This is a genomic window from Actinotignum timonense (assembly GCF_900155575.1).
Classification (GTDB): Bacteria; Actinomycetota; Actinomycetes; order Actinomycetales; family Actinomycetaceae; genus Actinotignum; species Actinotignum timonense.
Window position 1 is genome coordinate 1,960,723 of sequence record NZ_LT706966.1, and the last position, 24,537, is coordinate 1,985,259.

Below are 24,537 nucleotides of genomic sequence, written 5' to 3' on the forward strand. Positions count from 1 at the left end.
TTCACTCCTTCCCGGTGGCGGGTGGTACCGGCGTGCCAGAGCAATTGGGATCCGGAGTGCTACCCTGCAAAACGAGCCCGATGAGCGGGTCGTAATGAGCTGCGCCGTCGTTTAAAACGTGGTAGCGGCAGAGTAGCGACGGCGCATTTTCAAGCGATGCCGCATCCGTAAACAGTGTTTTCGCACGATCGGTGACGGTGACCGGAACAGATGCGCGCAAGGCGCGGCGTATACCTTCGTGATCACTGCCGCGTAGCTTCATCAAATCTTCAGGGTCCCCGGTCCACGCGCCGGGGATAATATCCGGATCGCCGCATACAATCAGGCGGGTAGTTTCTACTTCGATGAGTCTGGTTGATTGCTCGTCCTCAGAACTTTGCGGGCTCTGGGTCATGGCGGCGAAAGATTTCACCCGAGAGTCTTCGTTCAGGCAACGTTTCATATCGTAACCAGCGTTTCGGGCACGGATTGCCGCCAGCGCTTTCTTTGCGAATTCATTGAGTTCGCCCGTATTATCCTCCGCGATATCCGCCAGCAGCAGGGTCCCGGTATCCACAAATTCCTGGCAATCCTCCGGGATTCGGATAGTATTGTGCTCCTTGAGCCATTTCTCCACCCGGGCCAGTTCGCTTGCCAGGTACGGTAGCTGTTGCCCCTCGCTGCCATTAATAGCGACGACGGACACTCGCGGCCCGCTCAGTCCCGGCACTCGGGTGGCGCGGTTCGGATCGGCGGAACGCCACAGGCGCCCGGCACGCTGAATGAGGGATGCGGCCGGGCATAGCTCGGTGCGGAGCAGGTCGAGGTCGATGTCCAGCGATGCCTCGATTGCTTGAGTTCCGATAACCGTGAGCGCGGCGCCCGCGCTGCCCGATCCGATTTCGCGTTCGAGGAGTTCAGCGTTACGACGACGATGCTCAGCTGTCATGCGGGAATGGAGGATAACAACGTTGCCCTCGGCGGAGAGAGCTCGGGTGAGCTCCTGAGCGCGCGCAACCGTATTGCAAATGACTCCGATGCGGGCCTGGGGGTAACGCCGGCGCTGTTCGCGCACCCAATCGCGGTGGGCGGTGGTGAGCTGACAGTACTTTTCGGTACTGCGGTCAATCACGAGGGTGCGGGGCGGGCCGTCGGGGCGAATACTCCGCAACTGGGTTCCGTTGGTATCCAGGTTTTCCAGGAGGGGGAAGTGCGCTTCGCTTTCCGGGGGCTGGCCGGTGTAGGACTTGACGTAAGTGGCGCGTTGATCGCTGGCGAGGGTGGCGGAAAGGAAAGTGACCCGGGTGTTCGTGGCGCGCAGCCAGAGCAGAAGGTTGCTGAGGAGACCGCTCTGATACTGATCGAGCGTATGAACCTCATCCACAACAACGTGGGCATTGGCCAGGGCGAGGAGCCGCAGGTGTGTCCATTTTGCAGGTAGGGCGCCCAGGAGTGCCTGGTCTACAGTGCCGACGCATACGGGTGCCAGGAGGCGGGAGCTTCCGGAGCTAACGAATTCGGTGGGGAAAAGTCCTGCCGTGCTAGCTCCGTGCTCCACGTAGGTAATGCTGGCTTTGCTCGGGACTTCACTGCAATCATTCCCCATGGTGACCGGTTGATTATAAAAATCTTCGGTGGAGGCGAGGGAATGCGCGAGCGAAGCCACATTGGGAGTACCTGCGTAGTAGCGCTGGATACGCCGCATGAGCGCATTCGAGGTTGCCTGGGTGGGAAGCAGGAAAATAAGGCGTTCGTTCGCGGTGGCGTGCCGGAGTAGGGCCGCTTCGGTTTTGCCCACGCCGGTGGGCGCCATAACATTCCACAGTCCGCCACCTACCCGGGTGGCTTCCTCTTGGAGTGGGCGGGGCGTGCGGTTGCCGAGGATTGCCCGTTGGCTTTGCTCTGCGGATTCCCAGCCGTGGTACACCCCGACGGTTTCTTCGATGCGTGCGCGAGCACGGGAGCGGCACGCGGTGATCCACCCGGCTGGATTATCAAGGGCGAGTTTGCCGGCCGCGAGGAGTTCCTGTTGGGCGGTCACCCATTCGGTTCCCGAGGCAATGCGGTCGGCTAGCACGGTGAGGCCGGAGAGTAAGATTGTTGCGGTTGGTGAAAGCTCGGCCGGAAAATCAGCCCGGGTTATGCCGATGCCTTCTTCTAAGCAGGTGAGGAGATCATCGGCCAGGGCAAGCCAGCCGGTTTCTTCCATGTCTTCGAAAAAGTCTTTAGTTTCTCGATCATTCCAAGATGGAGTCTCGAAGCGGCCATGGTGACCGAGTGCCGGGAGATATTCCCACGACAGCGCTGCGTCTGCATCTGGCTTGATCCTGTTTCGGTGAAGCAGGAGTGCTGATATTTTCTGGTGGTGGTAGATGTCAGGCCTGTAGTCCTCACAAAAGTCTCGACACCACTTGGCGATATCACCAAGCTGGGGCTCGTCGGCACACAGGGCAGCCCGAATCTCATTCCATTGAGGCTCTCGCTGTGTTGGCTGATACTGGAATACTGGGCAGGCTTTTCCGATGTCGTGCGATCCGGCTACCCATTCCACTATTTCCCGTTTCCCGGCAGCTCCGAGCACTTCACGCAGGCCTGGCCGTAACCAAACCTCGTAGAGCACACCGGCAGTGGTTGCGGTATCCAGCAAGTGGGCGAGAAGCGGGTAGGGCTTTTCCATGCCGCGCTGCTTGGCCCATACGCTGGGATGTGTGCCCGTCATGAGAGTACCTGGACGGAGAGGAGGCCACAGCCATAACTTTTTGCACGCCCTACCCCGTTGGTTTGGGCTGTGAGTAGTGCTGCGCCGTCGCCCACGGTTGCAGCTCCGTCGATTGTATCGACCTGGACAGCTCGTTTATTTTTCCCAGAACCAGTGGTGAGAACTTCGCGCCGCGAGTCAATTATCTCTATATTCGTTAGCGCCGGGCTTAGTTTTGCGCTCAGCCATTCAGAGAGGCTTGGAACTCCGGGAATGGGTTCTTCCCCCTCAAGCGGAATCGACCGTGTGCCGCCGGAACCGATACGTTGAATTGCGTTCACTGCTATGCGGAAGGTCACCGAGATTCCAGAAGGTAGCTCCTGCAACGCTACCTTTTTCATCGTGGCTTCATGAGGGAGGTTGAGTTGTGGAACAGGTTCGCGGGATTGGATGAGGAAGAATGGGGCATCTCCCGGAACGTGGTCTAAGCGGAAGAGGATACCCATCTCCGCTCGGGGGCGCTCCGCATTAATTTGTGGGAAGAGTGCCATAATGGCGCGGTGGCGGACCTGTGGGTCTTTAATTGACCACCCGTTTTGTGGTTTGTGCAAAGCGACGCGTGAGAGGAGTGAATGAACCGGCACTTTCGTTAGGAAAATCGGCTGAGGTTCCGATGTGTGTTGGTCTGCCATATTCGTCTCCATCGACTAGGATTTTAGTAAGCGGTTTCCACGCCAAGGCGTGGGTAGATCAAGGTCTGATGGATTGCCTAGATAGGCCGCTTTCCCCGCGTGAGCGGGGGTAACGCCACATTCCAGGTCAAGCATTCCCCCTCATCTTTTGTTTCATGCTAGCAGGGAGAAATGCAGTTGTAAAGACAGGTCTGATGGTTTGCTTACCCCAAAGAATACTCCTTTGACTTTCCATCGGACCACCCGGGTCCAACATTCCGTGGTTCGGGTAGAATCAAAATATAAGGAGCGTGATTCACCGTGAATACTAGCGAAGCCCTCATTGGCGAGCGTATCGTCGCTGCACGCACGCGCGTGGGGATGTCACAACGTGATCTAGCTGCAAGTTCAGGCTTATCCCAGCCCACTATCCACCGGATTGAAACAGGGGTACGACCGGTGGCACTCATCGAACTAACCCTTATTGCGGATGCTTGCGGGGTTCTTGTTGATGACCTGCAAGGAACTCCTACCATTCGCAACACAGTAACCTACGCCGACTGTACTGACGCGGCGAGCTCCGAAGCTCTGGCTGACTACCTTGTTTACGCGCTTGGTTTAGCTCAGCGCCTTGATGACATCGGGATTCCGGAGATGGCATGACTAACGAAGAAATTGCCCGGAAAACAGCAACTCAATTCCGCCGGGAATACGATTTAGGGTGCGCTCCGATTCTCAGTGTGACCCGTCTCGTTGAACACGATATGAACATAGGTGTCGCCTTTGTCAATACCCCTGCACCGGGCCACGGAATGATAATGAGCTTGAAGCAGAGGCAACTAATTGCAGTAGGCTGCGCCGATGACCCCTTGCAGTTACGTTTTATGCTCGCTCATGAACTAGGGCATCTTAAGTTGGGGCATCTTGATCGTAAACTCACCACAACGCAAGAGTGGGGAAAACGTGCTCCGCAAGAGATTCAAGCGGATGCCTTTGCGCGGCACCTGCTACTCCCCTTGGATGCAGCTACTGCTGTAGCACGCGACAAAAAACCTAGCGCGGCCTTACTATCCGATGTAGTCCAAAACTATCTTGTGACACCTGCTGTGGCGGCAATCCAACTTCGCGACGTAGACGCTATTGACCAGGCCACCTGCCAGGAATGGAGGGCCATCCCCGCAGTTGCACTTGCCACGAAATTCGGGTGGCTTTCTGAATACCGGCTTCTAAGCGCACTTTCGCAACAGCCACGCGCACCCCAACATCTCCTTGCCCGGACCCTTGAGGGGTACCGCTGGGGTGCTATCGGCCCAGCGGCTATAGCACTCCTGACGGGAAGAACTGACTACCAAACATTGGTAGAAGAAATTCATGCAGTAGGAATTATTCCCGTGGAAACACCGGACGTTACTGCAGCTACCCCACGCGATACCGGTACAGAACTAACTGCTCAAGAATTGGCGCTTCTGAAGGGGCATTCAGATCTAACCACTCAAGCCACGAGCTAGGCGCTCACCCGATCCCGCCCCGGTGCCACGGGGGCGAGGAGCGCGGCTACCGCCGTCGTCAAAGGAATCGCCAAGACCAAGCCAACGGAAGCGGCCAGGGTGCGGGTGATCTCCTCCGCTATCTGCTCCACCTGCATGAGGTCAAGGAACGACCGCTGGTAAATCGAGGCAAGAATAAGAAGGGGCAGCGAGGCCCCCACGTAGGCAAAAGCCAGCGTGTAAACGGTCGAGGCAATATGGTCACGCCCGATGGCCATCCCGCGGCTGATGAGGCGGCGGCGCGGCGTACTCGGAGATTCGGCATGCAACTCCCAAATGGTGGAAACCTGGGTAATAGTGACATCATTGAGGGCCCCCAGCCCGGCCAGAATAATCCCCGCCAGCAGCAGCGTGCGCATATTGATACCGCCCAGGCTCCAAGACAGCATCGCGGTTTGTTCCCCGCCCGTACCGCTCAAGTTTTGGGCGCCCACCGCCCACACCGCCACCGCCGTGGTGATAAGAAGCCCGAGGAAAGTGCCGATAATCGCGGTGGTGGTGCGGATAGAAATACCGTGAGCCAAATAAATCGAGGCGAACATCATCGCCGAAGCCCCGGTGAGCACCACCGCGAAAGCATTCCCGCCGCCGGCCAGCGCCGGAATAATAAAGAAGCCGACCACCAGGAGGGACACCCCTAGGCCCGCGAGCGCCGCCAGCCCCTTCCAACGTGCCACCGCCACAATGACCAGCACGTACAGTCCGGCGAGCAACGCCAGAGGCATCCCGCGCTCAAAATCAACGAAAATATGGGCGGTGCCCGAGGTGACCATAGCCGGGTTGAAACGGGCTTCGATTACGTCGCCCACTTCCAGCCCGGAGGCCACCACCTCGGCGGGGACGTGCACGGGAACCGGCACGCCCTCAACCTCCATCTCCACCGGGGTCTGGCCCTGGGCATCCGTCTGCCCCACCGAGGTAATCGGCCCGCTCACCATCTGCACGCCCGGGGAATTCAGCGGAATAGAGCCCACCGGGGACTCCCCGCGCGGCCACAGCACCACCAGCGCAATCGCGGTGAGAAGCGCGAGGGGAACAACAATAGCGGCAAGTACGCGCCCGACCTTGCGGCGCACTCGCGCCGGGACCTCAATATCTGAATGATGATGCACGCCTTCAGGCTACCGGCCCGCCGCCGCCCGTGGGAGAAGCGCGCGCCCTGGTGCCACGAGGCGTGGCGGCGCGGGTACGGTGCGTACGGCGGGAGACGGCGCGGCGGGACGGGGCGCCCGCGCCGTACCACCACACCTGGGAACCGGTGTTTCCTCCCGCCGCCGCGATACTCAATCGCTAGACTGTATACATGCATTTCACCACCTTGACCACCGAGGAATACGCTTCCGCAACCCGCCACAGCCCGCGGCTTTTCCTCGCCCAGCTTCCCGAATACGGCCAGTGGCGCACCGAGCAAGGCGATGCCGTTGATTATGTGGGGGTGCGTGAGGGCGCGCAGGTGCGCGGCGTCGGCCTTATTACCTACCAGCCGTGGAAAAAGCTGTTCACCCGCGCCATTATTACCAATGGCCCCACCCTGGATTGGGAGGATACCGAGCTGGTGGAGTTCTTTTTCGCGCAGCTCGCCGCGTATCTTGCCACCAAGAAGCGGGTGATTGCGCTGCGCATCACCCCTAATGTGCCCGCCGCTTTCTATGAGGACACCACGAAAATTGCGGATTCGCCCCTGGGGGCGCGGGTGACCGAGCAGCTGCGCGCGGCCGGGTTCCAGCATATTCCCGTGGACCCCAATGACCCGGCCGATATTCATTTTATTTATACGAAAGATATTGCCGGGAAGACTTTCGAGGAGATCGCTGATTCCCTCACGAAAACGATGCGCCGCCAGGTCAAGCACGTGGGGCGCTACGGCGTGGAGGTGCATACCGGCGGGGTCGAGCTGTGGGATACCTTCCACCAGCTTTATGAATCCTCGCGCGAACGCACCGAGATGGCTGAAATCTCGGATTATTCCGCGCAGCTGTATACCGGGATGATGGAGAAGCTGGGCCCCGAGCGCGCTTTCCTCGCGATTGCCTACGCGCATCCGGCCACCTACCTGGAGGAGATCACCGCGAATATTGCCCGCCTCGATGAGCAGATCGCGCAGAATTCCACCGAGCCGCGCACCCGCAAAAAGGAAGGCGCCCTCAAGGAGCTCGGCAGCCAGCGCGCTTCCCTCCTCAAGCAGGAAACCGAGGCCCGCGATTTGGCGCAGCGTTACGGCAATAATGTGCCTTTTGCCGGGGTTCTGGCTTTCCGCTGGGGTGATGAGCTGGTGCAGCTGCTCCGCGGCTTCAACAAGGATTTCACCACCTATAACCGTGATTATCCAGTGGAATCGACCCTGCTGCGCTGGGCGGCCGCCCACGATATTTCTACCTACAACACCCTCGGAATTTCAGGTATTTTCGACGCCACCGGCCCCGATTACCCGGTGCTCGAGTACAAGCGCAAGCTCAACGGGAACGTGGAGGAATTCATCGGCACTTTCGCACTGGCCTTGCGCCCGGAAGCTAAGCTCACGGGCGCTTTGATCTAGCGGTTCCGGCACGCTACCGGGCCGCACCGGGTACGACGACGGGGCTGCGCCGCCGGCGCAGCCCGGCTAGCTGCCACTAAGCTGATTAGCGGCGGCGTAGGCGGGCCAGGATCCTACCCACGGGGCGGAAGAGCACGTCGATTTCTTCCATTTTTGCCAGCTTCATGCCACCCACGTAGACCAGCACCATGACGCTTCCCCCCACGATGAGGGCCAGGAGTGCTTGCGCGGGGCTCATGGGGCTGAAGACGGGGCCCACCAGGCGGGCCGCCCCGTAGCCGGCCGCGGCTGCCAAGCCGGAAATCCCCAAGAGTTTGAGATGGAAGGAAGCCAGGACTGCGCCGTCGACCCCACCCATCCGCGGCGAGAGGTGCCACAGCATCACGATGACCGCAAAAATATTGGCGAGTGAGCCCACGATACCCACCGCCCACACCACGTGCTGGGGCGGGAGTAGCGCGCAGAAAACCGTGAGCACGCAGGAGGCTCCCTGGAACGGCAAGCTAATGAGGAAGGCGCCGCGGGTGTCCTCGAAGGCGTAGTAGACGCGGTCGAGCACGCTCACCGCGCCGATGCCGAAAAGCCCGAGGGCCATGGAGGCCACCACTTTCCCGAGGGTGACGGCCTGCTCCGCGCTCGAAGTAATAGCGAAGAGGCGGGAGACGGGCACCGCGAAAACCATGAGGCCGATGGCGGCCAGGAACATGATGGTGGAGACGATGCGTAGGGTGCGGGAGACGTCGCGGCGCATCCGGTCCTGGTCTCCGTCTGCCGCGGCCCGCGAGATGCGGGTGAAGACCGCGGTGGCGATGGAAACCACGAAGAGTGAGGTGGGCAGGGAGTAGATCGTGTAGGCGGTGTCGTAGGCGAAATTGCCCGCCACGTACTCGGAGTTCATCCCCATGCGAATGGCCCGGTCAGAGGCCCCGGCGGCGGCATTGGAGATGAGCGCCGTCGGAATAATGGAGGTGACCATCATGAGGAGCATCCACCACGAAGCCCGGCCGGCCGCTCCCAGCCCGGAATTGCGCCACCGGAAATCAAAACGGAAATGGATACCCAGGCGGCGCAGCGGCCAGATGAGGATGAGGGCTTGGGCGACGATCCCCAGGGTGGAAATACCGCCGAGCCAGCCCACCCGCGAGGCGGTCCAGCGCCCCGCTTCCAGGGCGTCTTCCGGGGTTGCCGAACCGAACAGCGCGAGGATGGCGAGCATCCCGAGCACCGCCACAACGTTATTGAGAGCCGGCGCCCACATATAGGGCCCGAAGTTTTCGCGGGCGTTGAGGATCTGCCCGATCACGGTGTACATGCCGTAGAAGAAAATTTGGGGCAGGCACCAGTAGGCCCAGGCCACCGTGAGGCGATACCAGTCCTCGGACATGGTGGCGGCCATGACCTTGACCACGGCGGGAGCCGCCAGGGTGATGAGCACGGTCACCGCACCCAGCCCCACAATCGCCACGGTGAGGAGCTTGTTAATAAAGGCAGCGCCTTCTTTTTCCCCCCGTTTGGTGGCCCGCACAATGGCCGGCACCAGCACCGCATTGACCAGGCCCCCCACAATAATCATGTAAATAAGATTGGGGAGTTTATTGGCAATCCCGAAAGCGTTGCCGGCCGGCGAGGTCAGGCCCACCACCGCGCCAAGCAGAATCGGGGAGCGCACCAGGCCGAGGATACGCGAGACGAGCGTGCCGAAGAACATAATGATGGAGGCCCGCGCGGCGCTCGCGCTTTTTTCGCTCGCGGTNAAAGGCAGCGCCTTCTTTTTCCCCCCGTTTGGTGGCCCGCACAATGGCCGGCACCAGCACCGCATTGACCAGGCCCCCCACAATAATCATGTAAATAAGATTGGGGAGTTTATTGGCAATCCCGAAAGCGTTGCCGGCCGGCGAGGTCAGGCCCACCACCGCGCCAAGCAGAATCGGGGAGCGCACCAGGCCGAGGATACGCGAGACGAGCGTGCCGAAGAACATAATGATGGAGGCCCGCGCGGCGCTCGCGCTTTTTTCGCTCGCGGTATTCTCGCTCGAGCTGGCGGAAGTTTCGGACTCGGGGCCGGCGGCCGCCGATTCCGCTAGATCCGGGCGGGCGTCCGCACGGTCAGCGGCCACAAAATGCCGTCCGCTAGGGCGGCGCGGGGGGAAGAAACGCATGCTTCGAGCTTAGCCTTAGAATCCAGATTCGGTGGGATGCGGATAGAAGCGCCGCATTTTCTGTACCGCGCGAATATCGGAGAGCATCCGGAACAGGGTGCGCTTGGGGTGGCGGTCCTTGCTGTAGGCGATCGGGTTGATCACCGGGCCGTGCCTCCGCACCCGCCGCACCTGCTCGGCCAGCTGCGGATCGCGCAGGTAGTGGCGCCCCGCCAGCCAGGCGGGAATAATCGCGAAAATCCCGGCGCGGTTGACCCGCTGGAGCGGCGCGGTTTCCCCGGCCATATCCGCCACCAGGGCGCGCGCCAGATTCACCCCGCCCACTTTAAGGTAGTAGTGCCCGCGCCCGGCCCGCGGATTGAGGTCCAGCCAATAGGCCCTGCCGGTACGCGGATCAATTTTCACGTCCATGGAGAAGAAGCCGCGCAGGCCCACCTCGCGCACAATCCGCTCGGCGCGGTCGGTGAGGAACCCCTCCGGATCGGTGAGAATAATCCCGGCGTTGCCGATGAGCGAAGGCTCATGCAGCCCGAGCAGCACCCTCCCCGAGCCAATAGCGCTCAGGTGCCCGCGCGAATCGATATACCCATTGACAACCCACTGGGTGGTGTCATCTCCCGGAATAAGTTCTTGAGCGATGAGGTCAATATCGACCTGGCGGCCGGCAAGCGTGGCAAATTTCGCGCGGGCCGGCGCGGCGTCGTCGAATACCTCCACCTTTTTCAGGCCCGTGGCGTACAGCGAGGTAGGGTTATCCGCGCGCGCGGGTTTGACGACGATGGGGAAGGGCAGCGTAGCGAGCGCCGCGTCCCAGGTCTCGGGTTGGGAAAGATGTACGACGGCGCGCCGCGGGGCCGCCTCCCCCACCTTTTCGTACACCTGCGCCATCGCCTCTTTCGAATTGGCGAGGTCCACGACGTCCGGCGCGGCGAAGGGGAAGAACCAGTTGGAGGCGAGGCGATCCCGGTTGCGCACAATAACATCCACGCCCTCATCAACATTGACGAGGCAGATGAGGCGGCGATCCGCGAACTCCGCGGCCAGGGAATTGAGCAGCGCCACGAATTTTTCTTCGTCCTCCATAATATGGCGTTCGCAGTAGCGCACCGAGAGGATGGAAGAATTATTAATATGCCCGCGCGGGTATTCGGCGACGACGAGCGAGGTCACCCCGTAGGTCTCGTGGAACAGCCGCGCGAAACTATAGGCTTCCACCTCATTACCGAAGATCACCGGCAGTGCATCCATACGTGTTCTCCCTCCGCGCCCGGCCGCGGGCATGGTCATTATGCTAGCAGCGCCGCGCTAAAGTAGAAGGCAGCACTCCGCCCGCGTGAAAGGACCATCGTGACCGAAGCCGATATCCCCAGCATTGAGGTTCGTTTGCCGATTAAGCTCGGCCAGTTCGTGAAATTAGCATCGCTGGCCGCCTCCGGTGCCGAAGCCCGCGAGCTTATTGAAGCGGGCGATATTAGCGTGAACGGCCAGGTGGAAACCCGGCGCGGCAGCGCGCTGAGCGACGGCGATGTGGTTGCCCTCGCCCAGCCGCGCGGTGCCTTGCGCGTGCGGGTAGCGAGCCTCTAGCAGCCCACCAGTTTCTGGGCCAGGAAGCCCTCCACCTTCTCCAGCGGGATCCGGACCTGCTCCATGGTGTCACGGTCGCGGACCGTCACCGCCTGGTCTTCGAGGGTGTCGAAGTCCACGGTCACGCAGTACGGGGTGCCAATTTCATCCTGGCGGCGGTAGCGGCGCCCGACCGCTCCTGCGTCGTCGAAATCAACATTCCACGAGGCCCGCAAGCGCGCGGCAAGATCCGCCGCCAGGGGCGTGAGCTTCTCGTTACGCGAGAGCGGGAGCACCGCGGCCTTGACGGGTGCCAGGCGCGGATCCAAGCGCAGCACGGTACGCTTATCCACCCCGCCCTTGGTATTGGGGGCTTCATCCTCCACGTAAGCATCCACGAGGAATGCCATGAGCGAGCGGGTCAGCCCGGCCGAGGGCTCAATCACGTAGGGAACGTAGCGCTCCCCGCTGGCCTGGTCGAAGTAGGACAGATCCTTGCCCGAATGCTTGATATGGGTGGTGAGGTCGAAATCGGTACGGTTGGCGATGCCTTCCAGTTCGCCCCAATCCGAACCCTGGAAACCGAATTTGTACTCGATATCCACGGTGCGCTTGGAGTAGTGGGAGAGCTTTTCCTTGGGATGTTCGTACAGGCGCAGGTGCTCCGGGTTAATCCCCAGGTCCTTGTACCAATCCAGACGCTGGTCAATCCAGTACTGGTGCCATTCTTCATCCTCCCCCGGCTTGACGAAGAACTCCAGTTCCATCTGCTCGAATTCGCGGGTGCGGAAAATGAAGTTTCCGGGGGTGATTTCGTTGCGGAACGACTTGCCGATCTGGCCGATGCCGAAGGGCGGCTTCTTGCGCGAGGTGGTTTGCACATTCGCGAAATTCACGAAAATACCCTGGGCGGTTTCCGGGCGCAGGTAGTGCAGGCCGGATTCGTCTTCCACCGGGCCGAGGGTGGTTTTCAGCATCATATTAAAATCGCGCGGCTCGGTCCATTGGCCCTTCACGCCGCAATGCGGGCAACCCAGCTCCGCGGTGGGAATGGAATCCGGGTCGTCAATATGCTTCTTGGCGGCCAGCGCTTCCTGGAGCTGGTCCATGCGCAGGCGCTTGTGGCAGTTGAGGCATTCGATAAGCGGATCGTTGAACACGCCGACGTGCCCGGAAGCAACCCACACTTCCCGCGGCAAAATAATGGAGGAGTCGATACCCACAACGTTATCGCGACTTTGCACCATGTAGCGCCACCACTGGCGCTTAATATTTTCTTTCAGCTCGGTTCCCAGCGGGCCGTAATCCCAGGCCGAGCGGGTGCCGCCGTAGATTTCCCCGGCGGGAAATACGAAACCGCGGCGCTTGGCCAAAGAAATAACGTTATCGAGACGGGAGGGAGCAGGCTTAGCCAACGTTGTTCCTTTCTATTGCGCGCATCCGGATGATGCGTGGCCCGTCTAGTCTACCGCCGCGCCCGTTTCCGCGCGGTCCCGGCCGGTGCGGAAAACGAAAAGGAAATATGCGACGACGACGCCCAGTACGACCACTGCGGCAATTCCCCACGGGTTACCGAAAATAGCGGCCCAGACCGCTCGCAGGGCGAGCATGCCCACCGTGGAGTAGATCGCCGCCCAGCCCAGCCAGCCGGGCAGCGCGGCCAGGGTGAAACGCCAGCCGCTCATGCGGGTGAGCCCAGCACCGATAAGGATGACGGTTTGCACCCCGATGGTGAAGAAGCACAGGGTGACGAGGGGCCAGCCGCGCCGCGCCACCCGCTGCGAGGCCGCGATCACGCGCTCGTCATGCGCCCAGGCCCAGGCCCGGTGGGCGAGGCGGTTGCGCGGCTCGCGCTGCCGGGCCACCAGGTAGGCGGCATAGCGGCCCAACCAGAAAGTAGCGCTGGAACGCAAGGACACCACGAGGAAGAGGAAAAGATAGACGAAGGCGAAGGAACGCCCGGCCAGGAATGAGAAGGAATCCATGCTTAGCGGCCCATTCCTTCCCGGTTCCGGCCGTTATGCTGCCCGGCGCAATCGGCGCAGACCCCGATGAGTTCAAGGGTGTGATCCACATCCGAGAAGCCGTTCGCGGTGGCGATGGAACGCACCCAATCTTCGGCCCCTTCCAGCGCGATTTCCACGGTTTTCCCGCAGCGCCGGCACATGAGGTGATGGTGGTGCTCTTCGGTTTCGCAATAGCGGTAGAGGGTTTCGGTGCCCTCCTGCATAGTGTCAAGAATCCCCTCGTCCGCCATCGCCTGCAAGGTGCGGTACACGGTGGCCAGGCCGATGCGCCGGCCTTCCCGGGAAAGTTTTTCGTGGAGCTCCTGGGCGGAAACGAATTCCGGGATCGTCTCCACCATCTTCGAAATGGCGATCCGCTGGGCAGTTACCCGCGGTTTAGACGCGTTCATGAACCCTCCTGTGGTTGCGCCGTACCAGTGTGGACATGATTGCCACAACTGCGTACCCGGCAATGAGAATCACCGCGATCATAGCCCCGGGAGAGGCAGAAACATAGCGGGTAATGACCAATCCGACAAGTGCAGCCCCGCATCCGAGCCCCATGGCCAGGCGCTGGGTGTGCGCCAGGGAGGAGCACACCAGTTGGGCGGTGGCCACCGGCACGATCATCATGGCCGAGACCAGCAGAATTCCCACCACCCGCATGGAGACCGCCACCGTGAGGGCCGCCGTGACCGCGATGAGGATGTTAAAAGCCCGTACCGGCAGGCCCGAGGCCCGCGCGAAGTCTTCATCATTGGTCACGGAGAAGAGCGGGCCGCGCAGCCCGATACCCACCGCGAGGATAACCACGGTGAGGGCCACGGTGTACCACACGTCCTGCCCCGTGACCGTGGTAACCGAGCCAAAGAGGTAGTAGTTGAGGTTCGCCGTCGTACCACCCGCGAGGGAAATAAGCAGTACCCCGCACGCAATACCGCCGTAAAACAGAATCGCGAGCGCGGTATCTCCCGAGGTGATTCCCGAGGAGCGCACCCATTCGATAATGAGCGCGCCGAGCACCGCGATAATAAGGGCGCCGGGTACCGCGAAACGTTCGGGTTGCCCGTGCAACCAGGTGCCGGTCAGCCAGCCGAGGGCCACCCCGGTGAGGGCCACGTGGCCGATGCCGTCGCCCATGAGGGCCATGCCGCGTTGGACGAGGTAGCTGCCCACTATCGGCGCGGCCAGCCCCACGAGCACCGCCACCAGCAGCGAGCGCATCATGAGGGGCGAGGAAAGAATATCTGCGATCATTGCGCCACTCCCCCGTGCACGTAGCCATCGGATACTTGAATATCGCGACCCACCAGGTGGGCGAGTTCCCCGCGTTCGTGGAGCACCATGACGAGAGTAAGACCCGAGCCGTGCAGGCGGGTGAGGATTTCGGCCAGGTCGGCGCGGGCGCGGGCATCGATCCCGGCCAGCGGTTCGTCAAGAACCAGCAGATCGGGGCGGCGCACCAGCGCGCGGGCAATCATGACACGGTGCTGCTGCCCGCCGGAAAAGACCCGCACCGGGTCCTGGGCGCGGTTTTCCAAACCCACCGCCGCGAGGGCCTCGTAGGCGGCGGCGCGGGCCGCTTTCCCTTTATCCGCGAAGAGGTGGCGCCCGGAAAGTAATCCGGAGCGCACCACTTCCAGGGCGGTGGCGGGCAGGTTGCCGGCGTGCACCATCGACTGGGGCACATAGCCCACTCGGTGCCAGGGCACCTGGCGGGGGCGCGCGGTATCCGCCCCGAATATCTGCGCGGTTCCGGTATGGGGTACGACGCCGAGAAGCCCTTTGACAAGGGTGGATTTACCCGAGCCGTTGGGCCCGAAAATCCCCACCGACTCCCCGGCCGCGATCTCCAGGTGAGCCGAATGCACGATTTCGCGCCCGCCCAGGGTAATGCACAAATCGCGGGCGAGGAGAGCCGGGGAAACCGCGGGCTGCGCCGGTATCGCGCCCCTAGCCGGTGCCGGAGACGTTCCGGGTGCTGCGCCCGTACCCGGTGCCGGGGACGTTCCGGGTGCTGCGCCCGTACCCGGTGCCGGGGCCGGGCTTACTGGCACTGCAATCCCTCACGCAGGTGGGCGAGGTTGCTATCCATAATGGCCAGGTAGCCCGCGCCCTCCGGATCGGCTTCCGCGGTGCTCAGCGAGGAAAGCTGCGCGCCGGTTTCCGCCGCGATGGCCTCCGCGGTTTTCGCCGGGCTATTGGCTTCCGCGAAGATGGTGCGGGTCCCGGTTTCCGCCATAATGCGTTTCACTTCGGAGATATCGAGCGGGGAGGGATCTTGATCCGGGTCGATCCCGGCGATCCCCACCTGGACCAGGTTGTAACGGTCGGTCAGGTAACCGAAAGCCGCGTGGGAGGACACCACCGTGGTGGTGGCGCACTGGGCCAGGCCGGTAGTGTAGCGCGAATTCAGATCGGTGAGCTCTTGCTTGAGGCGCGCGAAATTCGCCTCGAAATCACCGCGATGTTCCGGATCCATAGAGGAGAGCGAAGCGGTGATCGCTTCGGCTACATCTTGCATACGCACCGGATCAAGCCAGAAATGCGGGTCGAGGACGCGCCCGGCTTCGGTAGCTTCATCCCCGTGATTATCGGCCAGGCCGCGGTGGTGGACCAGCTTCGCGGCATCGGCCAGGTTCACGGCGTTACCGGCCCCGATGGTGGAAATAGCCGCGTCGAGAGAGGGCTGGAATCCGGAGACGTAGAAGATAACATCCGTGCTTTCCAGCTCCGCGACCTGCTTCGGAGAAAACTCGTAATCATGGGGTTCCACATTGGTGGGGGTGGCGGAGGTGACCGTCACGTAATCCCCGCCGATCTGTTCGGCAAGCCACCGGATCGGGGTGAAGGATGCCGTCACGCCGATGCGCGCGGTATCCGCGCTCGATGCGGCTGCGGAGCTTGAAGTGCCATCCGCGGGCGAGGTCGAGGAGGGCTGGCACCCGGCCAGCAGGGCGGTGGATCCCAGCAGCGCCGTGCAGCTAAGCAGCGCCGCCATACGAGTCAAAGTTTTCTTCACCCGCCCAGTCTACCCAACGCGCCCGGTGGCGCGTCGCGGCGGCCCGCGCCAGTGGCGCGTAGCCGCACCGTCCCCGACTCGCGGCACCCGGGCCCGCCGGAGAGAATCCTCACATTCCATCCAGATTGTCGCCGTGCACAGCGGCGCGCAGGCCGCGGAAGCTGCCCCGCACCCCTCGAGTANCCGACTCGCGGCACCCGGGCCCGCCGACCGCGCGTAGCCGCTGCACCCCGCCTCGCAACGCCGCCGCGCCGCTAGGACACCACGCAGTTGCGCCCGAGGAGCACCTTGAGATCGGAGAAGAAACGCGCCTCGGGTTTGACGTAAAATTCCTGACCCACCTGCACCACCGAGGTGCGCCCGGGGCGCTGGATATGGAGGCGCACCGGGGCACTACCCGGGTAGGTGCGCAGCAAATCGCTCAGCTGCCCGAGCAGATCGCGAGTGCAGATACGTTCAGCAAGCTGCACATCCACGGGCGAATCCGGGAGCAGGTCACCGCTGGGGATTTTCATATCCTGGGCGGAGAGCTGAATATTGCCATCGCGATCCGAGACGCGCGCCGTAATAATCGCTACCTGGTCCGGGGCGAGCAGCCCGGCCACGGTCTGGTAGGTGGCCGGGAAGAAGTTAATTTCCGTGCTGCCCGTCATATCTTCCAGGACGATCGTCGCCCACATCTTCCCGTTTTTCTTGGAGATGCGCGGTTGGACAGCTGTGACGAGTCCGGCTAATGTCACAGTCCGCCCGTCCGTTGCGGCGTCGTCGTCCAAAAGACGCACCACCGTGGTATCTGCCGCACGGTCCAGAATATGCTCCATGCCCGAAAGCGGGTGGTCGGATACATACAGGCCGAGCATATCGCGCTCGAGGTTGAGCTTTTCGCGTTTATCCCATTCGGGCAGCTCGGGGATATCGACTTCCACCCCGCCGGCGATTTCAGAACCGCCGAACAAATCGAATTGCCCTACCGCTTCATTTTTCTTTAGGGCGACGACGGCGTCTACCGCCTCGGCGACTTTGGAGAGCAAAGCGCGGCGGGTATAGCCCATCGAGTCGAAAGCCCCGGCACGCACGAGGCATTCCACGCTGCGCTTATTGAGGACCTCGAGGGGGACCTTATCGAGGAAGTCCTGGAAGGAGGTGAAAGCGCCCTTCTCTTCACGGGCGCTAATAATGCCGTCCACAACTTTCGCGCCCACGTTACGCACCGCGGACAGGCCAAAGCGGATCTCCTCCCCCACGGCGGAGAAATTCGCCAGGGATTCGTTCACGTCGGGCACGAGTACTTTGATGCCCATGCGGCGGGCTTCCCCGAGGTAGACCGCCATTTTGTCTTTATTGTCTTTGCGGGAGGTGAGGAGGGCCGCCATGTATTCCACCGGGTAGTGGGCTTTCAGGTAGGCCGTCCAGTAGGAAATCACGCCGTAGCAGGCCGAATGGGACTTATTGAACGCGTAGGACGCGAAGGGCTCCATGGTGCCCCACAGGGTTTTCACCGCGTCCTTGCTAAAGCCCTGGGCCACCATTCCGGCTTCGAAATCGACGTACATCTTATCCATGACGTCTTTTTTCTTCTTGCCCATGGCTTTGCGCAGCGAATCTGCCTGGCCCATGGTGAAGCCGGCCACCGTCCGGGCGATCTGCATGATCTGTTCCTGATAGACGATCAGGCCGTAGGTGGGGGCCAGAATCGGTTCGAGGATCTCCTCCAGCTCGGGGTGGATCGCCTCGATTTTCTGCAGCCCGTTCTTCCGCAGCGCGTAATTAGTGTGGGAATTCATCCCCATGGGGCCGGGGCGATAGAGCGCGGACACGGCGGAAATGTCCTCGAAGTTGGTGGGTTTCATCTGCTTGAGCAGGGTGCGCATTCCCGAACCGTCCAGCTGGAAAATACCGAGGGTATCGGCGTGCTGGAGCAACTCGAAGGTGCGCTCATCATCGAGGGGAACATTATCAATATCGAGGGGATCTTTATTATTCGCCACGATATTTTCCAGGGCGTCCTCAATGGTGGTGAGGTTGGAGAGCCCCAGGAAGTCCATTTTGAGGATGCCGAGGTCCTCGCATTCGGGGTATTCGAATTGGGTGATGACCGCGCCGTCGGCCGGGCGTTTCATCACCGGGATCACGTCCGTGAGGGGCACGGAGGACATGAGGATCGCGCAGGCGTGCACGCCCCACTGGCGGGTGAGGCCTTCGATGCCCTGGGCCAGGTCGAAAACACGTTTGGCATCCACATCGGTGGAAACCATATCGCGGAATTCCCCAGCTTCCATATAGCGGGAATTCTTCTCATCGAAAACGCCGGAAAGCGGGATGTCCTTGCCCATGACCGAGGGCGGGAGGGCCTTGGTGAGGCGTTCGCCCATTTCGAAGGGGTAGCCGAGCACCCGGGACGCATCCTTGAGGGCCTGCTTCGTTTTAATAGTGCCGAATGTGACCACCTGGGAGACTTTGTCATGCCCGTATTTATCTTCCACGTAGGCGATGACTTCCCCGCGGCGGCGTTCATCGAAGTCCACGTCAATATCGGGCATGGATACGCGTTCCGGGTTGAGGAAACGTTCGAAGAGGAGGCCGTGTTCGATGGGGTCAAGTTCGGTGATATGCAGCGCGTAGGCCACCATGGAGCCGGCCCCGGAGCCACGCCCCGGCCCCACCCGGATGCCGTTGCGTTTGGCCCACAGGATGTAATCGGAGACCACGAGGAAGTATCCGGGGAAGCCCATCTGAACAATGACTTCCACCTCGTAATTGGCACGCTGGCGCACGTGATCGGGAATATGCTCCCCGTAGCGCGAATGCAGGCCGCGTTCGACTTCCTTAATGAACCAGGAGGTGATGTCCTCTCCGTCGGGCACCGGGAAGACCGGCATGTAATTGGCGCCTTCGGCGGCGGTGGTGAAGGAGATATTGCAGCGTTCGGCCACCAGCAGGGTGTTTTCCATCGCCCCGGGCAGGTCCCCGAAGAGCTTGTACATTTCTTCGGTGGAGCGCAGGTGGTAGCCGTGCCCATCGAATTTGAAACGGTTGGGATCCTGGAGGGTGGAGCCGGAGTTAATGCAGAGCATGGCGTCCTGGACGGAATGATCCTCCGCGCGCACGTAATGCGAATCATTGGTGGCCAGCAGCGGCGCATTGATTTTCTTGGCGAGTTCGAGCAGGTCGTTGCGGGTGCGCCGCTCGATCTCATTATCGTGGTCCATGATTTCCACGAAGTAGTTCTCTTTGCCGAAGATTTCCTGCATGCGCCCGGCGGCCTCAAGGGCTTCGGCGTGCTGGCCCAGCCGCAACCGGGTTTGCACCTCCCCGGAGGGGCAGCCGGCGGTGCCGATAAGGCCTTCGTGGAGCTCCTCAAGGAGCTCCATATCCATACGGGGCCATTTGCCCATCTGGCCTTCCAGCGAGGCGCGCGAATCGAGCCGGAAGAGGTTATGCATCCCGGTGTTATTGGTGGCGAGCAAGGTCATATGGGTATAGGCCCCGCGCGCCGAGACGTCATCGCTGCGCTGTGATTCATCCCCCCACAGCACCCGGTTGCTCGAGTACCGCGAGGTCCCCGGGGTCATATAAGCTTCCACCCCGATAATCGGTTTGATGCCGGCGTCCTTGCAGGCCCGATAAAACTCATAGGCGCCGAAGCAGTAGCCGTGGTCGGTGATGGCCAGGGCGCTTTGCTTTTGAGCGACGGCCTGCGCCACCAGCGGCTTAATTTTCGCCGCCCCGTCCAGCAGGGAGTATTCGGTATGGGTGTGCAGGTGAACGAAATCTGAGGGAGCGGCCATGGGGCCTAGTCTATCCAGCACTCACTACCCGCGCCATTTCCCGGTGCCAGATGCGCGCGTCCAGGAAGGGTGCGCGGGCCGTGAGTTCGTAGCCGAGGGCCCGGTAGAAGCCGATTTTGTCCTCCTGGGCGTCGAGGACGATCCGCACCTGCCCGGCGTGTCCAAATTCGCGCAGCGCTACCTCGGCTGCGGCCTCGCACAGGAAGCGCCCCACGCCTAGCCCGCGGGCGGAACGGCGCACGCAGACGCGCCCCAGGTGTACGACGCCTTCGGTGGTTGCGTAGACCCGCGCAGCGCCTAATGCTTGACCAGCATTATTTTCGACGACGACGTGGTGGGCGCGTTCGTCGATATCGTCGAGTTCTTCTTCCAGCAGTACGCCCTGTTCCCCGCAGAAAACCTCAATACGGAGGGCGCGAGCCCGCTCCAGGTCTCCCTCGAGCCAACGCAGCTGGGTGGCGCCGCGTTGCGGCGCGGTGGTATCTGGCGCGGCAGGCGGCGGGACTGTGGGGCGCGGCGCGCCGTGCAGCGGTGCGCCGTATGACGGGGTGGTGGGGCGCGGCGCACCGTGCAGCGGTGCGCCGTCGTGCGCCGTCGTCATGAAAAAACTCCCGCGCGCATGCGCTCAAGAGCGGTGGCGAGGTCCTCCGGGTAGGGAGCCTCGAATTCGCGCCAGCTGCCGTCCGGGTGTTCGAAGCCGAGGCGGGTGGCGTGCAGCCACTGGCGGGTGAGCCCCAGGGTTTCGCTCAGGCCCGGGTCGGCCCCGTAGGTGGCGTCCCCCACGCAGGGGTGGCCGAGGGCGGACATATGCACCCGGATCTGGTGGGTACGCCCGGTCTCCAGGTGGACCTGGAGGAGGCTGCCGCCGGCCATGGCTTCGAGGGTGTCATAGTGGGTGATGGAGTGGCGCCCGTCCGCCCGCACCCCCATTTTCCACTGATGGCGCGGATCGCGCCCGATGGGGGCGTCCACGGTGCCGGAGAGCGGGTCGGGATGCCCCTGCACGAGGGCGTGATAGATCTTTTCGGGAACGCGGTTGCGGAACTCATCCTTGAGCAGCACATAGGCGCGTTCTGATTTCGCCACCACCATGCACCCTGAGGTGCCCACGTCTAGGCGGTGCACAATACCCTTGCGTTCGGCCGGTCCGTAGGCAGAGAGCTGCACCCCGGCGTTCATGAGGGCGCCCAACACGTCCGGGCCGGTGAAATTGAGGGACGGATGGGCCGCCAGGCCGGCCGGTTTATCCACCACCACCAGATCGGCATCTTCGTAGAGGATGGGGATGGTGACATCTCCCCCGCGCGGGGCAACGGTGCGCGGGGTAGGAATATTGATTTCCAGGATGCTCGGCGCGCGCAGCCGAAGGGATTTCGCTACCGGGTTGCCGTCCAGAAGAACATCCCCGGCATCGATAAGGCGTTGCACTTCCGCGCGCGAGAGGCCGGTCAGGCGTGCGATCGCCGCGTCGATACGAGCTTCGTTAAATTCTTCCGTGACCGGGTAGGTCCGCCACATGCTACTCGCCTCGCTCCGGCTTTCTGGGTGCGGGCATGGAGGCTGATGCGGATACAGAGCCAGAGTCCGCGCTGGCTCGAGCTGCGCCGTCGTTCATAAAGAACGCGACAGCGATCATGATCACGGCCCCGGCCACCAGCGCAATATCGGCCACGTTTCCCACGAACCAGTCGAAGTATGCGATGAAATCGACCACGTGCCCGGCGAAACCACCCGGCTCGAAGAAGATCCGGTCGATGAGGTTGCCGGCCGCGCCGCCCCACATGAGGGCCAGGCCCACGCCGATCCAGCGGTGGCGTACCCGTGCCGCGAGGACGGGGAAAACCGCGAGCACCACGACAAGCGCGATGGCGGTAATGACGCGGGTGGAATTTGCCCCCAGTGAGAATGCTGCACCCGGGTTGAAGACCAGGTGCAGCCCGAGGGCATCCCCCACAATGGCGATGCGCTCCGTTTGGCTGAGGTTAGCGATGGCCCACTGCTTCGTGAGTTGGTCGATGGCCACCACGGCCAGCGCCCCCACGAGGATGAGGAACCACGAGGTGCTTCGCCTCACCATACGCACTAGTTACGAGCTTCGGGTTCCTGCGCGCCAGAATCGACGTTGGCGAGCAGCGTCTCCAGGTAGCTGTGCAGGCGCGTGCGGTAATCACGCTCGAAGTCACGCAGCTCGGAGATCTTGCGCTCCACCAGGCCGCGTTCCTGCTCCAGCTGGGCCAGGGTGCGGTTGGACTGAGCTTCGGCATCCTCGATGATCTTGGCACTGCGGGTTTCCGCATCCTGGATCTTCTGAGCCTTCTCGGTTTCACCGCGGGCCACGAGTTCTTCGTAGGTCTGCTGCGCCATCTGAAGCACGGCGGCGGCCTGTTCCCCAACGGTGCCGGTGGGCTGAGCGAAGGACGCGGTGGTTGTGGCCTGGTCCGGCGCTGCGGGTTCTTCACCCGAACCGTTCTGGAGTTCGGTCACGCGCGCTTCGGCGACGGTGGCGCGATTCTCCGCTTCCTGGAGCTGCTTCGACAAATCGACGATGGTTTCGTAGATCGCGTCAAGGAATTCATCGACCTGTACCTCGTCGTAACCGGTCTCCGCGGTTTCCGGGCGCTTAAAGCGGACATCCATGACATCCTGTGCCGTGAGCATTGCCATTTCTCACCTCAAGTAGTGTAACGAAACTGTGTTAAGAGCACGTGGCTGTGTTATGAGCACACGGCTCTCGGATAAAGCCTACCTCATCTGGGCGAACTACGAGACAAAGATACGTAAAATTATCCCATTGAGGATTTGAAGCACGATAAAAACAACGATGAAACCGATGTCAATCGCGATGCCTCCCAGCCGCAGGGGCGGGATGATTTTGCGCACCAGATTGAGAATCGGGTCCGTAAGTGCGTAGACGATATTAACGATAACGAGAAGGGCGCCACTGGGGCGCCAATCACGCGCCGCAATGGTCACCAGATCAATAATCACCCGCGCGAGCAGCACCAGAAGATAGATGCTGATGAGGGTGGAAAGAATGATTCCAAATACTGCCATTAGAACGAATCACGCGACTCCGGGCGCTGGTTTTCCATGCGGACGGTGCGCGGGGTCATGAGCAGCACGTCCGCGGAAATCTTATTGAGATCCCCGTGTAGCCCGAAGCAGATCCCGGTGGCGAAATCGACAATGCGATTGCGTGCAACGTCGTCGGCTTCCGCCAGGTTGATAATGACGGGCAGGCCGTCGCGGAATTGTTCGGCGAAGCCCCGCACCTCGGTGAAGGAACGCGGCTTAGCGGTGATGATGCGGGCGATATCTACCGGCTGCTCCACAGCGTGAATTTCGCTGACGGGGCTTTCCGCTTCGGCCTCGTAATCATCTTCGTAGTAATCGGCATCGTCCTGGTAATCCAGGTACTCGTCGTCGTTAAGCGTTGCCTTGGAGACAAAACGCTGGAGCATTCCCATAGCAGCCAACCCTTCTCGCTGTTCTCGTTTTACGTTAGGCGACGCGCCCGGCCTTGTCAGCACGGCGCGCCGCGGGGGTATCGCAGTCCACCGCGAGCACGCCGGCGAAGCGGCCGGTGCGCGATGCACGTCGGTAAGAATAAAAATCTGGATCTTCGCGGGTGCACCGAGGACTGACGTGGATCTCAGACACACCGACGGCGCGCAGCTGGGCGGTGAGCCCGGCCGCAATATCGAGGGAGGGCGTGCCCCAGGCGGTGCGCCCGGCAGCCTCGGGGATGCGCGCCGCGACGCTGGCACGGAGCTCCTCGGGCACTTCGTAGCAACGCCCGCAGATGGACGGACCAAGGTAGGCGATGAGGTGCTCCGGCCCGAGAGCGCGCGCCGCGGCCGGCCCGATACCGGCCTCCAAACCGCGCCGGCCCACGTGGACGGCGGCCCCGGCGGGGCGATCCTGCGCCACCAGGAGCAGCGGGAGACAATCGGCCACCATGACCACCGCGGCAGCACCCCTCGGTACCGGTGCGGTGCCCGAGCTAAGCGGGATGTCAATGAGGAGGCCGTCGGTGCCGGGGGCCACGAAGGTGCCGGCGGAAGTCAGAACGCCGGCATCTTCAAGGTGGTCCCCGTGCACCTGGTCCATATAGACGGGGCGCTGCCCGATCTGCTCTGCGAGCAGAGCTCGGTTGTGCTCCACGGTGGCGGGGTCATCCCCGACGTGGTGGGCCACATTGAGGCCCGCAAAAGGAGCGCGGGATACCCCACCGGCGCGGGATGTGAATCCCGCCCGGATGCGGCCACCGGGCACGGAGATATCCGCCACCCACTCCACCAGCGCGCTACGAGTCATTGATGCCTGAGTTTCCTATGCCCTATGTTTCCCTGAGTTTTCGAGCTTTTCTGGGGTTTCCCGCGGTTTCCCGCGGTTTCCCGCGGTTTCCCGCAGTTTTCCGCAGTTTCCCTTAGTTTTCCTCGAAGAGGAAGGAGGGGATATCCAGATCGGAGCGCTGGGGTTCTTCCACCCGCGGCGGGATGGCGCGGTGAGTTCCCGGGCGCTGCGCAGCCGGCTGCGCTTCGGGCTGGGCCGGCGTATAGGCGGGG

23 protein-coding genes are annotated in these 24,537 nt (G+C 62.1%); 4 read left to right on the forward strand and 19 right to left on the reverse strand.

Going from position 1 to position 24,537, the window contains the following annotated elements; genetic code table 11:
* Window position 1: 1 nt before the first annotated feature.
* Window positions 2-2,698: a CRISPR-associated helicase/endonuclease Cas3 gene (locus tag CZ322_RS08355; protein ID WP_087070921.1), complete on the reverse strand. Its 2,697-nt coding sequence runs from the start codon at window positions 2,696-2,698 to the stop codon at window positions 2-4.
* A complete protein-coding gene (gene cas6e, locus CZ322_RS08360; protein WP_159455021.1) occupies window positions 2,695-3,369 on the reverse strand; it encodes a type I-E CRISPR-associated protein Cas6/Cse3/CasE in 675 nt (224 codons plus the stop codon). The genes CZ322_RS08355 and cas6e overlap by 4 nt, the downstream gene beginning before the upstream one ends.
* Before the next feature lie 300 nt (window positions 3,370-3,669).
* Between cas6e and CZ322_RS10340 the strand changes: the two genes are divergently transcribed.
* The gene (locus CZ322_RS10340) at window positions 3,670-4,011 is read left to right on the forward strand and encodes a helix-turn-helix domain-containing protein (RefSeq protein ID WP_087070923.1); all 342 of its coding nucleotides are present in this window, start codon (window positions 3,670-3,672) and stop codon (window positions 4,009-4,011) included.
* Window positions 4,008-4,856: an ImmA/IrrE family metallo-endopeptidase gene (locus CZ322_RS08370; protein WP_087070924.1), complete on the forward strand. Its 849-nt coding sequence runs from the start codon at window positions 4,008-4,010 to the stop codon at window positions 4,854-4,856. The genes CZ322_RS10340 and CZ322_RS08370 overlap by 4 nt, the downstream gene beginning before the upstream one ends.
* On the opposite strand, the gene CZ322_RS08375 is transcribed toward CZ322_RS08370, so the two are convergent.
* A complete protein-coding gene (locus CZ322_RS08375) occupies window positions 4,853-6,007 on the reverse strand; it encodes a YibE/F family protein (RefSeq protein WP_234984513.1) in 1,155 nt (384 codons plus the stop codon). The two genes, CZ322_RS08370 and CZ322_RS08375, sit on opposite strands and share 4 nt — an antisense overlap.
* A 191-nt stretch (window positions 6,008-6,198) precedes the next feature.
* Between CZ322_RS08375 and CZ322_RS08380 the strand changes: the two genes are divergently transcribed.
* Window positions 6,199-7,431: a lipid II:glycine glycyltransferase FemX gene (locus CZ322_RS08380; protein WP_087070926.1), complete on the forward strand. Its 1,233-nt coding sequence runs from the start codon at window positions 6,199-6,201 to the stop codon at window positions 7,429-7,431.
* A gap of 85 nt (window positions 7,432-7,516) precedes the next feature.
* Here the strand turns inward: CZ322_RS08380 and murJ are convergent, their stop codons facing one another.
* Window positions 7,517-9,139, reverse strand: a complete 1,623-nt coding sequence (murJ, locus tag CZ322_RS08385) for a murein biosynthesis integral membrane protein MurJ (RefSeq protein WP_234984514.1) — start codon at window positions 9,137-9,139, stop codon at window positions 7,517-7,519.
* A 466-nt stretch (window positions 9,140-9,605) separates the two neighbouring features.
* A complete protein-coding gene (locus CZ322_RS08395; protein ID WP_087070928.1) occupies window positions 9,606-10,838 on the reverse strand; it encodes a carboxylate--amine ligase in 1,233 nt (410 codons plus the stop codon).
* Between the two features lie 99 nt (window positions 10,839-10,937).
* On the opposite strand from CZ322_RS08395, the gene CZ322_RS08400 reads away from it, so the two are divergent.
* On the forward strand, window positions 10,938-11,174 hold the full coding sequence (locus tag CZ322_RS08400; RefSeq protein ID WP_087070929.1) for an RNA-binding S4 domain-containing protein: 237 nt from the start codon (window positions 10,938-10,940) through the stop codon (window positions 11,172-11,174).
* Here CZ322_RS08400 and CZ322_RS08405 read toward each other — a convergent pair.
* From CZ322_RS08405 to CZ322_RS08470, 14 genes are all read right to left on the reverse strand, one after another.
* Complete coding sequence (locus CZ322_RS08405) at window positions 11,171-12,568, reverse strand: glycine--tRNA ligase (protein ID WP_087070930.1); 1,398 nt, start codon at window positions 12,566-12,568, stop codon at window positions 11,171-11,173. The two genes, CZ322_RS08400 and CZ322_RS08405, sit on opposite strands and share 4 nt — an antisense overlap.
* A 45-nt stretch (window positions 12,569-12,613) precedes the next feature.
* On the reverse strand, window positions 12,614-13,138 hold the full coding sequence (locus CZ322_RS08410) for a VTT domain-containing protein (RefSeq protein WP_035276647.1): 525 nt from the start codon (window positions 13,136-13,138) through the stop codon (window positions 12,614-12,616).
* Between the two features lie 2 nt (window positions 13,139-13,140).
* The gene (locus CZ322_RS08415) at window positions 13,141-13,569 is read right to left on the reverse strand and encodes a Fur family transcriptional regulator (protein ID WP_087070931.1); all 429 of its coding nucleotides are present in this window, start codon (window positions 13,567-13,569) and stop codon (window positions 13,141-13,143) included.
* On the reverse strand, window positions 13,556-14,416 hold the full coding sequence (locus tag CZ322_RS08420) for a metal ABC transporter permease (protein ID WP_087070932.1): 861 nt from the start codon (window positions 14,414-14,416) through the stop codon (window positions 13,556-13,558). The genes CZ322_RS08415 and CZ322_RS08420 overlap by 14 nt, the downstream gene beginning before the upstream one ends.
* Window positions 14,413-15,216 carry a metal ABC transporter ATP-binding protein gene (locus CZ322_RS08425; RefSeq protein WP_234984515.1) on the reverse strand — a complete coding sequence of 268 codons (804 nt, stop codon included), beginning with the start codon at window positions 15,214-15,216 and terminating at the stop codon, window positions 14,413-14,415. The genes CZ322_RS08420 and CZ322_RS08425 overlap by 4 nt, the downstream gene beginning before the upstream one ends.
* Window positions 15,207-16,181: a metal ABC transporter substrate-binding protein gene (locus tag CZ322_RS08430; RefSeq protein WP_143231889.1), complete on the reverse strand. Its 975-nt coding sequence runs from the start codon at window positions 16,179-16,181 to the stop codon at window positions 15,207-15,209. The genes CZ322_RS08425 and CZ322_RS08430 overlap by 10 nt, the downstream gene beginning before the upstream one ends.
* A gap of 254 nt (window positions 16,182-16,435) precedes the next feature.
* On the reverse strand, window positions 16,436-19,969 hold the full coding sequence (gene dnaE, locus CZ322_RS08435) for a DNA polymerase III subunit alpha (protein WP_087070934.1): 3,534 nt from the start codon (window positions 19,967-19,969) through the stop codon (window positions 16,436-16,438).
* A gap of 10 nt (window positions 19,970-19,979) precedes the next feature.
* Window positions 19,980-20,570, reverse strand: a complete 591-nt coding sequence (locus tag CZ322_RS08440; protein ID WP_087070935.1) for a GNAT family N-acetyltransferase — start codon at window positions 20,568-20,570, stop codon at window positions 19,980-19,982.
* The gene (locus CZ322_RS08445) at window positions 20,567-21,487 is read right to left on the reverse strand and encodes an RluA family pseudouridine synthase (protein ID WP_087070936.1); all 921 of its coding nucleotides are present in this window, start codon (window positions 21,485-21,487) and stop codon (window positions 20,567-20,569) included. Before CZ322_RS08445 ends, CZ322_RS08440 begins: the two co-directional genes overlap by 4 nt.
* A gap of 1 nt (window position 21,488) precedes the next feature.
* Entirely contained in the window at window positions 21,489-22,046 is a 558-nt protein-coding gene (gene lspA / locus CZ322_RS08450) for a signal peptidase II (RefSeq protein WP_087071203.1), read from the reverse strand.
* A 5-nt stretch (window positions 22,047-22,051) separates the two neighbouring features.
* Window positions 22,052-22,633 carry a DivIVA domain-containing protein gene (locus tag CZ322_RS08455; protein WP_016442554.1) on the reverse strand — a complete coding sequence of 194 codons (582 nt, stop codon included), beginning with the start codon at window positions 22,631-22,633 and terminating at the stop codon, window positions 22,052-22,054.
* A gap of 96 nt (window positions 22,634-22,729) precedes the next feature.
* Window positions 22,730-23,023, reverse strand: coding sequence for a YggT family protein (locus tag CZ322_RS08460; RefSeq protein WP_087070937.1), 294 nt, complete (start codon window positions 23,021-23,023; stop codon window positions 22,730-22,732).
* Complete coding sequence (locus CZ322_RS08465) at window positions 23,023-23,430, reverse strand: cell division protein SepF (protein WP_234984516.1); 408 nt, start codon at window positions 23,428-23,430, stop codon at window positions 23,023-23,025. The genes CZ322_RS08460 and CZ322_RS08465 overlap by 1 nt, the downstream gene beginning before the upstream one ends.
* A gap of 40 nt (window positions 23,431-23,470) precedes the next feature.
* A complete protein-coding gene (locus CZ322_RS08470) occupies window positions 23,471-24,286 on the reverse strand; it encodes a polyphenol oxidase family protein (RefSeq protein WP_087070939.1) in 816 nt (271 codons plus the stop codon).
* Window positions 24,287-24,537: the final 251 nt, after the last annotated feature.

Bases quoted from the DNA above. Each gene is read 5' to 3' on its own strand.
- CZ322_RS08355 (WP_087070921.1), bottom strand. From the start codon at position 2,698: ATGACGGGCACACATCCCAGCGTATGGGCCAAGCAGCGCGGCATGGAA.
- cas6e (WP_159455021.1), bottom strand. From the start codon at position 3,369: ATGGCAGACCAACACACATCGGAACCTCAGCCGATTTTCCTAACGAAA.
- CZ322_RS08370 (WP_087070924.1), top strand. From the start codon at position 4,008: ATGACTAACGAAGAAATTGCCCGGAAAACAGCAACTCAATTCCGCCGG.
- CZ322_RS08380 (WP_087070926.1), top strand. From the start codon at position 6,199: ATGCATTTCACCACCTTGACCACCGAGGAATACGCTTCCGCAACCCGC.
- murJ (WP_234984514.1), bottom strand. From the start codon at position 9,139: ATGTTCTTCGGCACGCTCGTCTCGCGTATCCTCGGCCTGGTGCGCTCC.
- CZ322_RS08395 (WP_087070928.1), bottom strand. From the start codon at position 10,838: ATGGATGCACTGCCGGTGATCTTCGGTAATGAGGTGGAAGCCTATAGT.
- CZ322_RS08410 (WP_035276647.1), bottom strand. From the start codon at position 13,138: ATGGATTCCTTCTCATTCCTGGCCGGGCGTTCCTTCGCCTTCGTCTAT.
- CZ322_RS08415 (WP_087070931.1), bottom strand. From the start codon at position 13,569: ATGAACGCGTCTAAACCGCGGGTAACTGCCCAGCGGATCGCCATTTCG.
- CZ322_RS08420 (WP_087070932.1), bottom strand. From the start codon at position 14,416: ATGATCGCAGATATTCTTTCCTCGCCCCTCATGATGCGCTCGCTGCTG.
- dnaE (WP_087070934.1), bottom strand. From the start codon at position 19,969: ATGGCCGCTCCCTCAGATTTCGTTCACCTGCACACCCATACCGAATAC.
- CZ322_RS08440 (WP_087070935.1), bottom strand. From the start codon at position 20,570: ATGACGACGGCGCACGACGGCGCACCGCTGCACGGTGCGCCGCGCCCC.
- CZ322_RS08445 (WP_087070936.1), bottom strand. From the start codon at position 21,487: ATGTGGCGGACCTACCCGGTCACGGAAGAATTTAACGAAGCTCGTATC.
- lspA (WP_087071203.1), bottom strand. From the start codon at position 22,046: ATGGTGAGGCGAAGCACCTCGTGGTTCCTCATCCTCGTGGGGGCGCTG.
- CZ322_RS08455 (WP_016442554.1), bottom strand. From the start codon at position 22,633: ATGGCAATGCTCACGGCACAGGATGTCATGGATGTCCGCTTTAAGCGC.
- CZ322_RS08460 (WP_087070937.1), bottom strand. From the start codon at position 23,023: ATGGCAGTATTTGGAATCATTCTTTCCACCCTCATCAGCATCTATCTT.
- CZ322_RS08465 (WP_234984516.1), bottom strand. From the start codon at position 23,430: ATGCTCCAGCGTTTTGTCTCCAAGGCAACGCTTAACGACGACGAGTAC.
- CZ322_RS08470 (WP_087070939.1), bottom strand. From the start codon at position 24,286: ATGACTCGTAGCGCGCTGGTGGAGTGGGTGGCGGATATCTCCGTGCCC.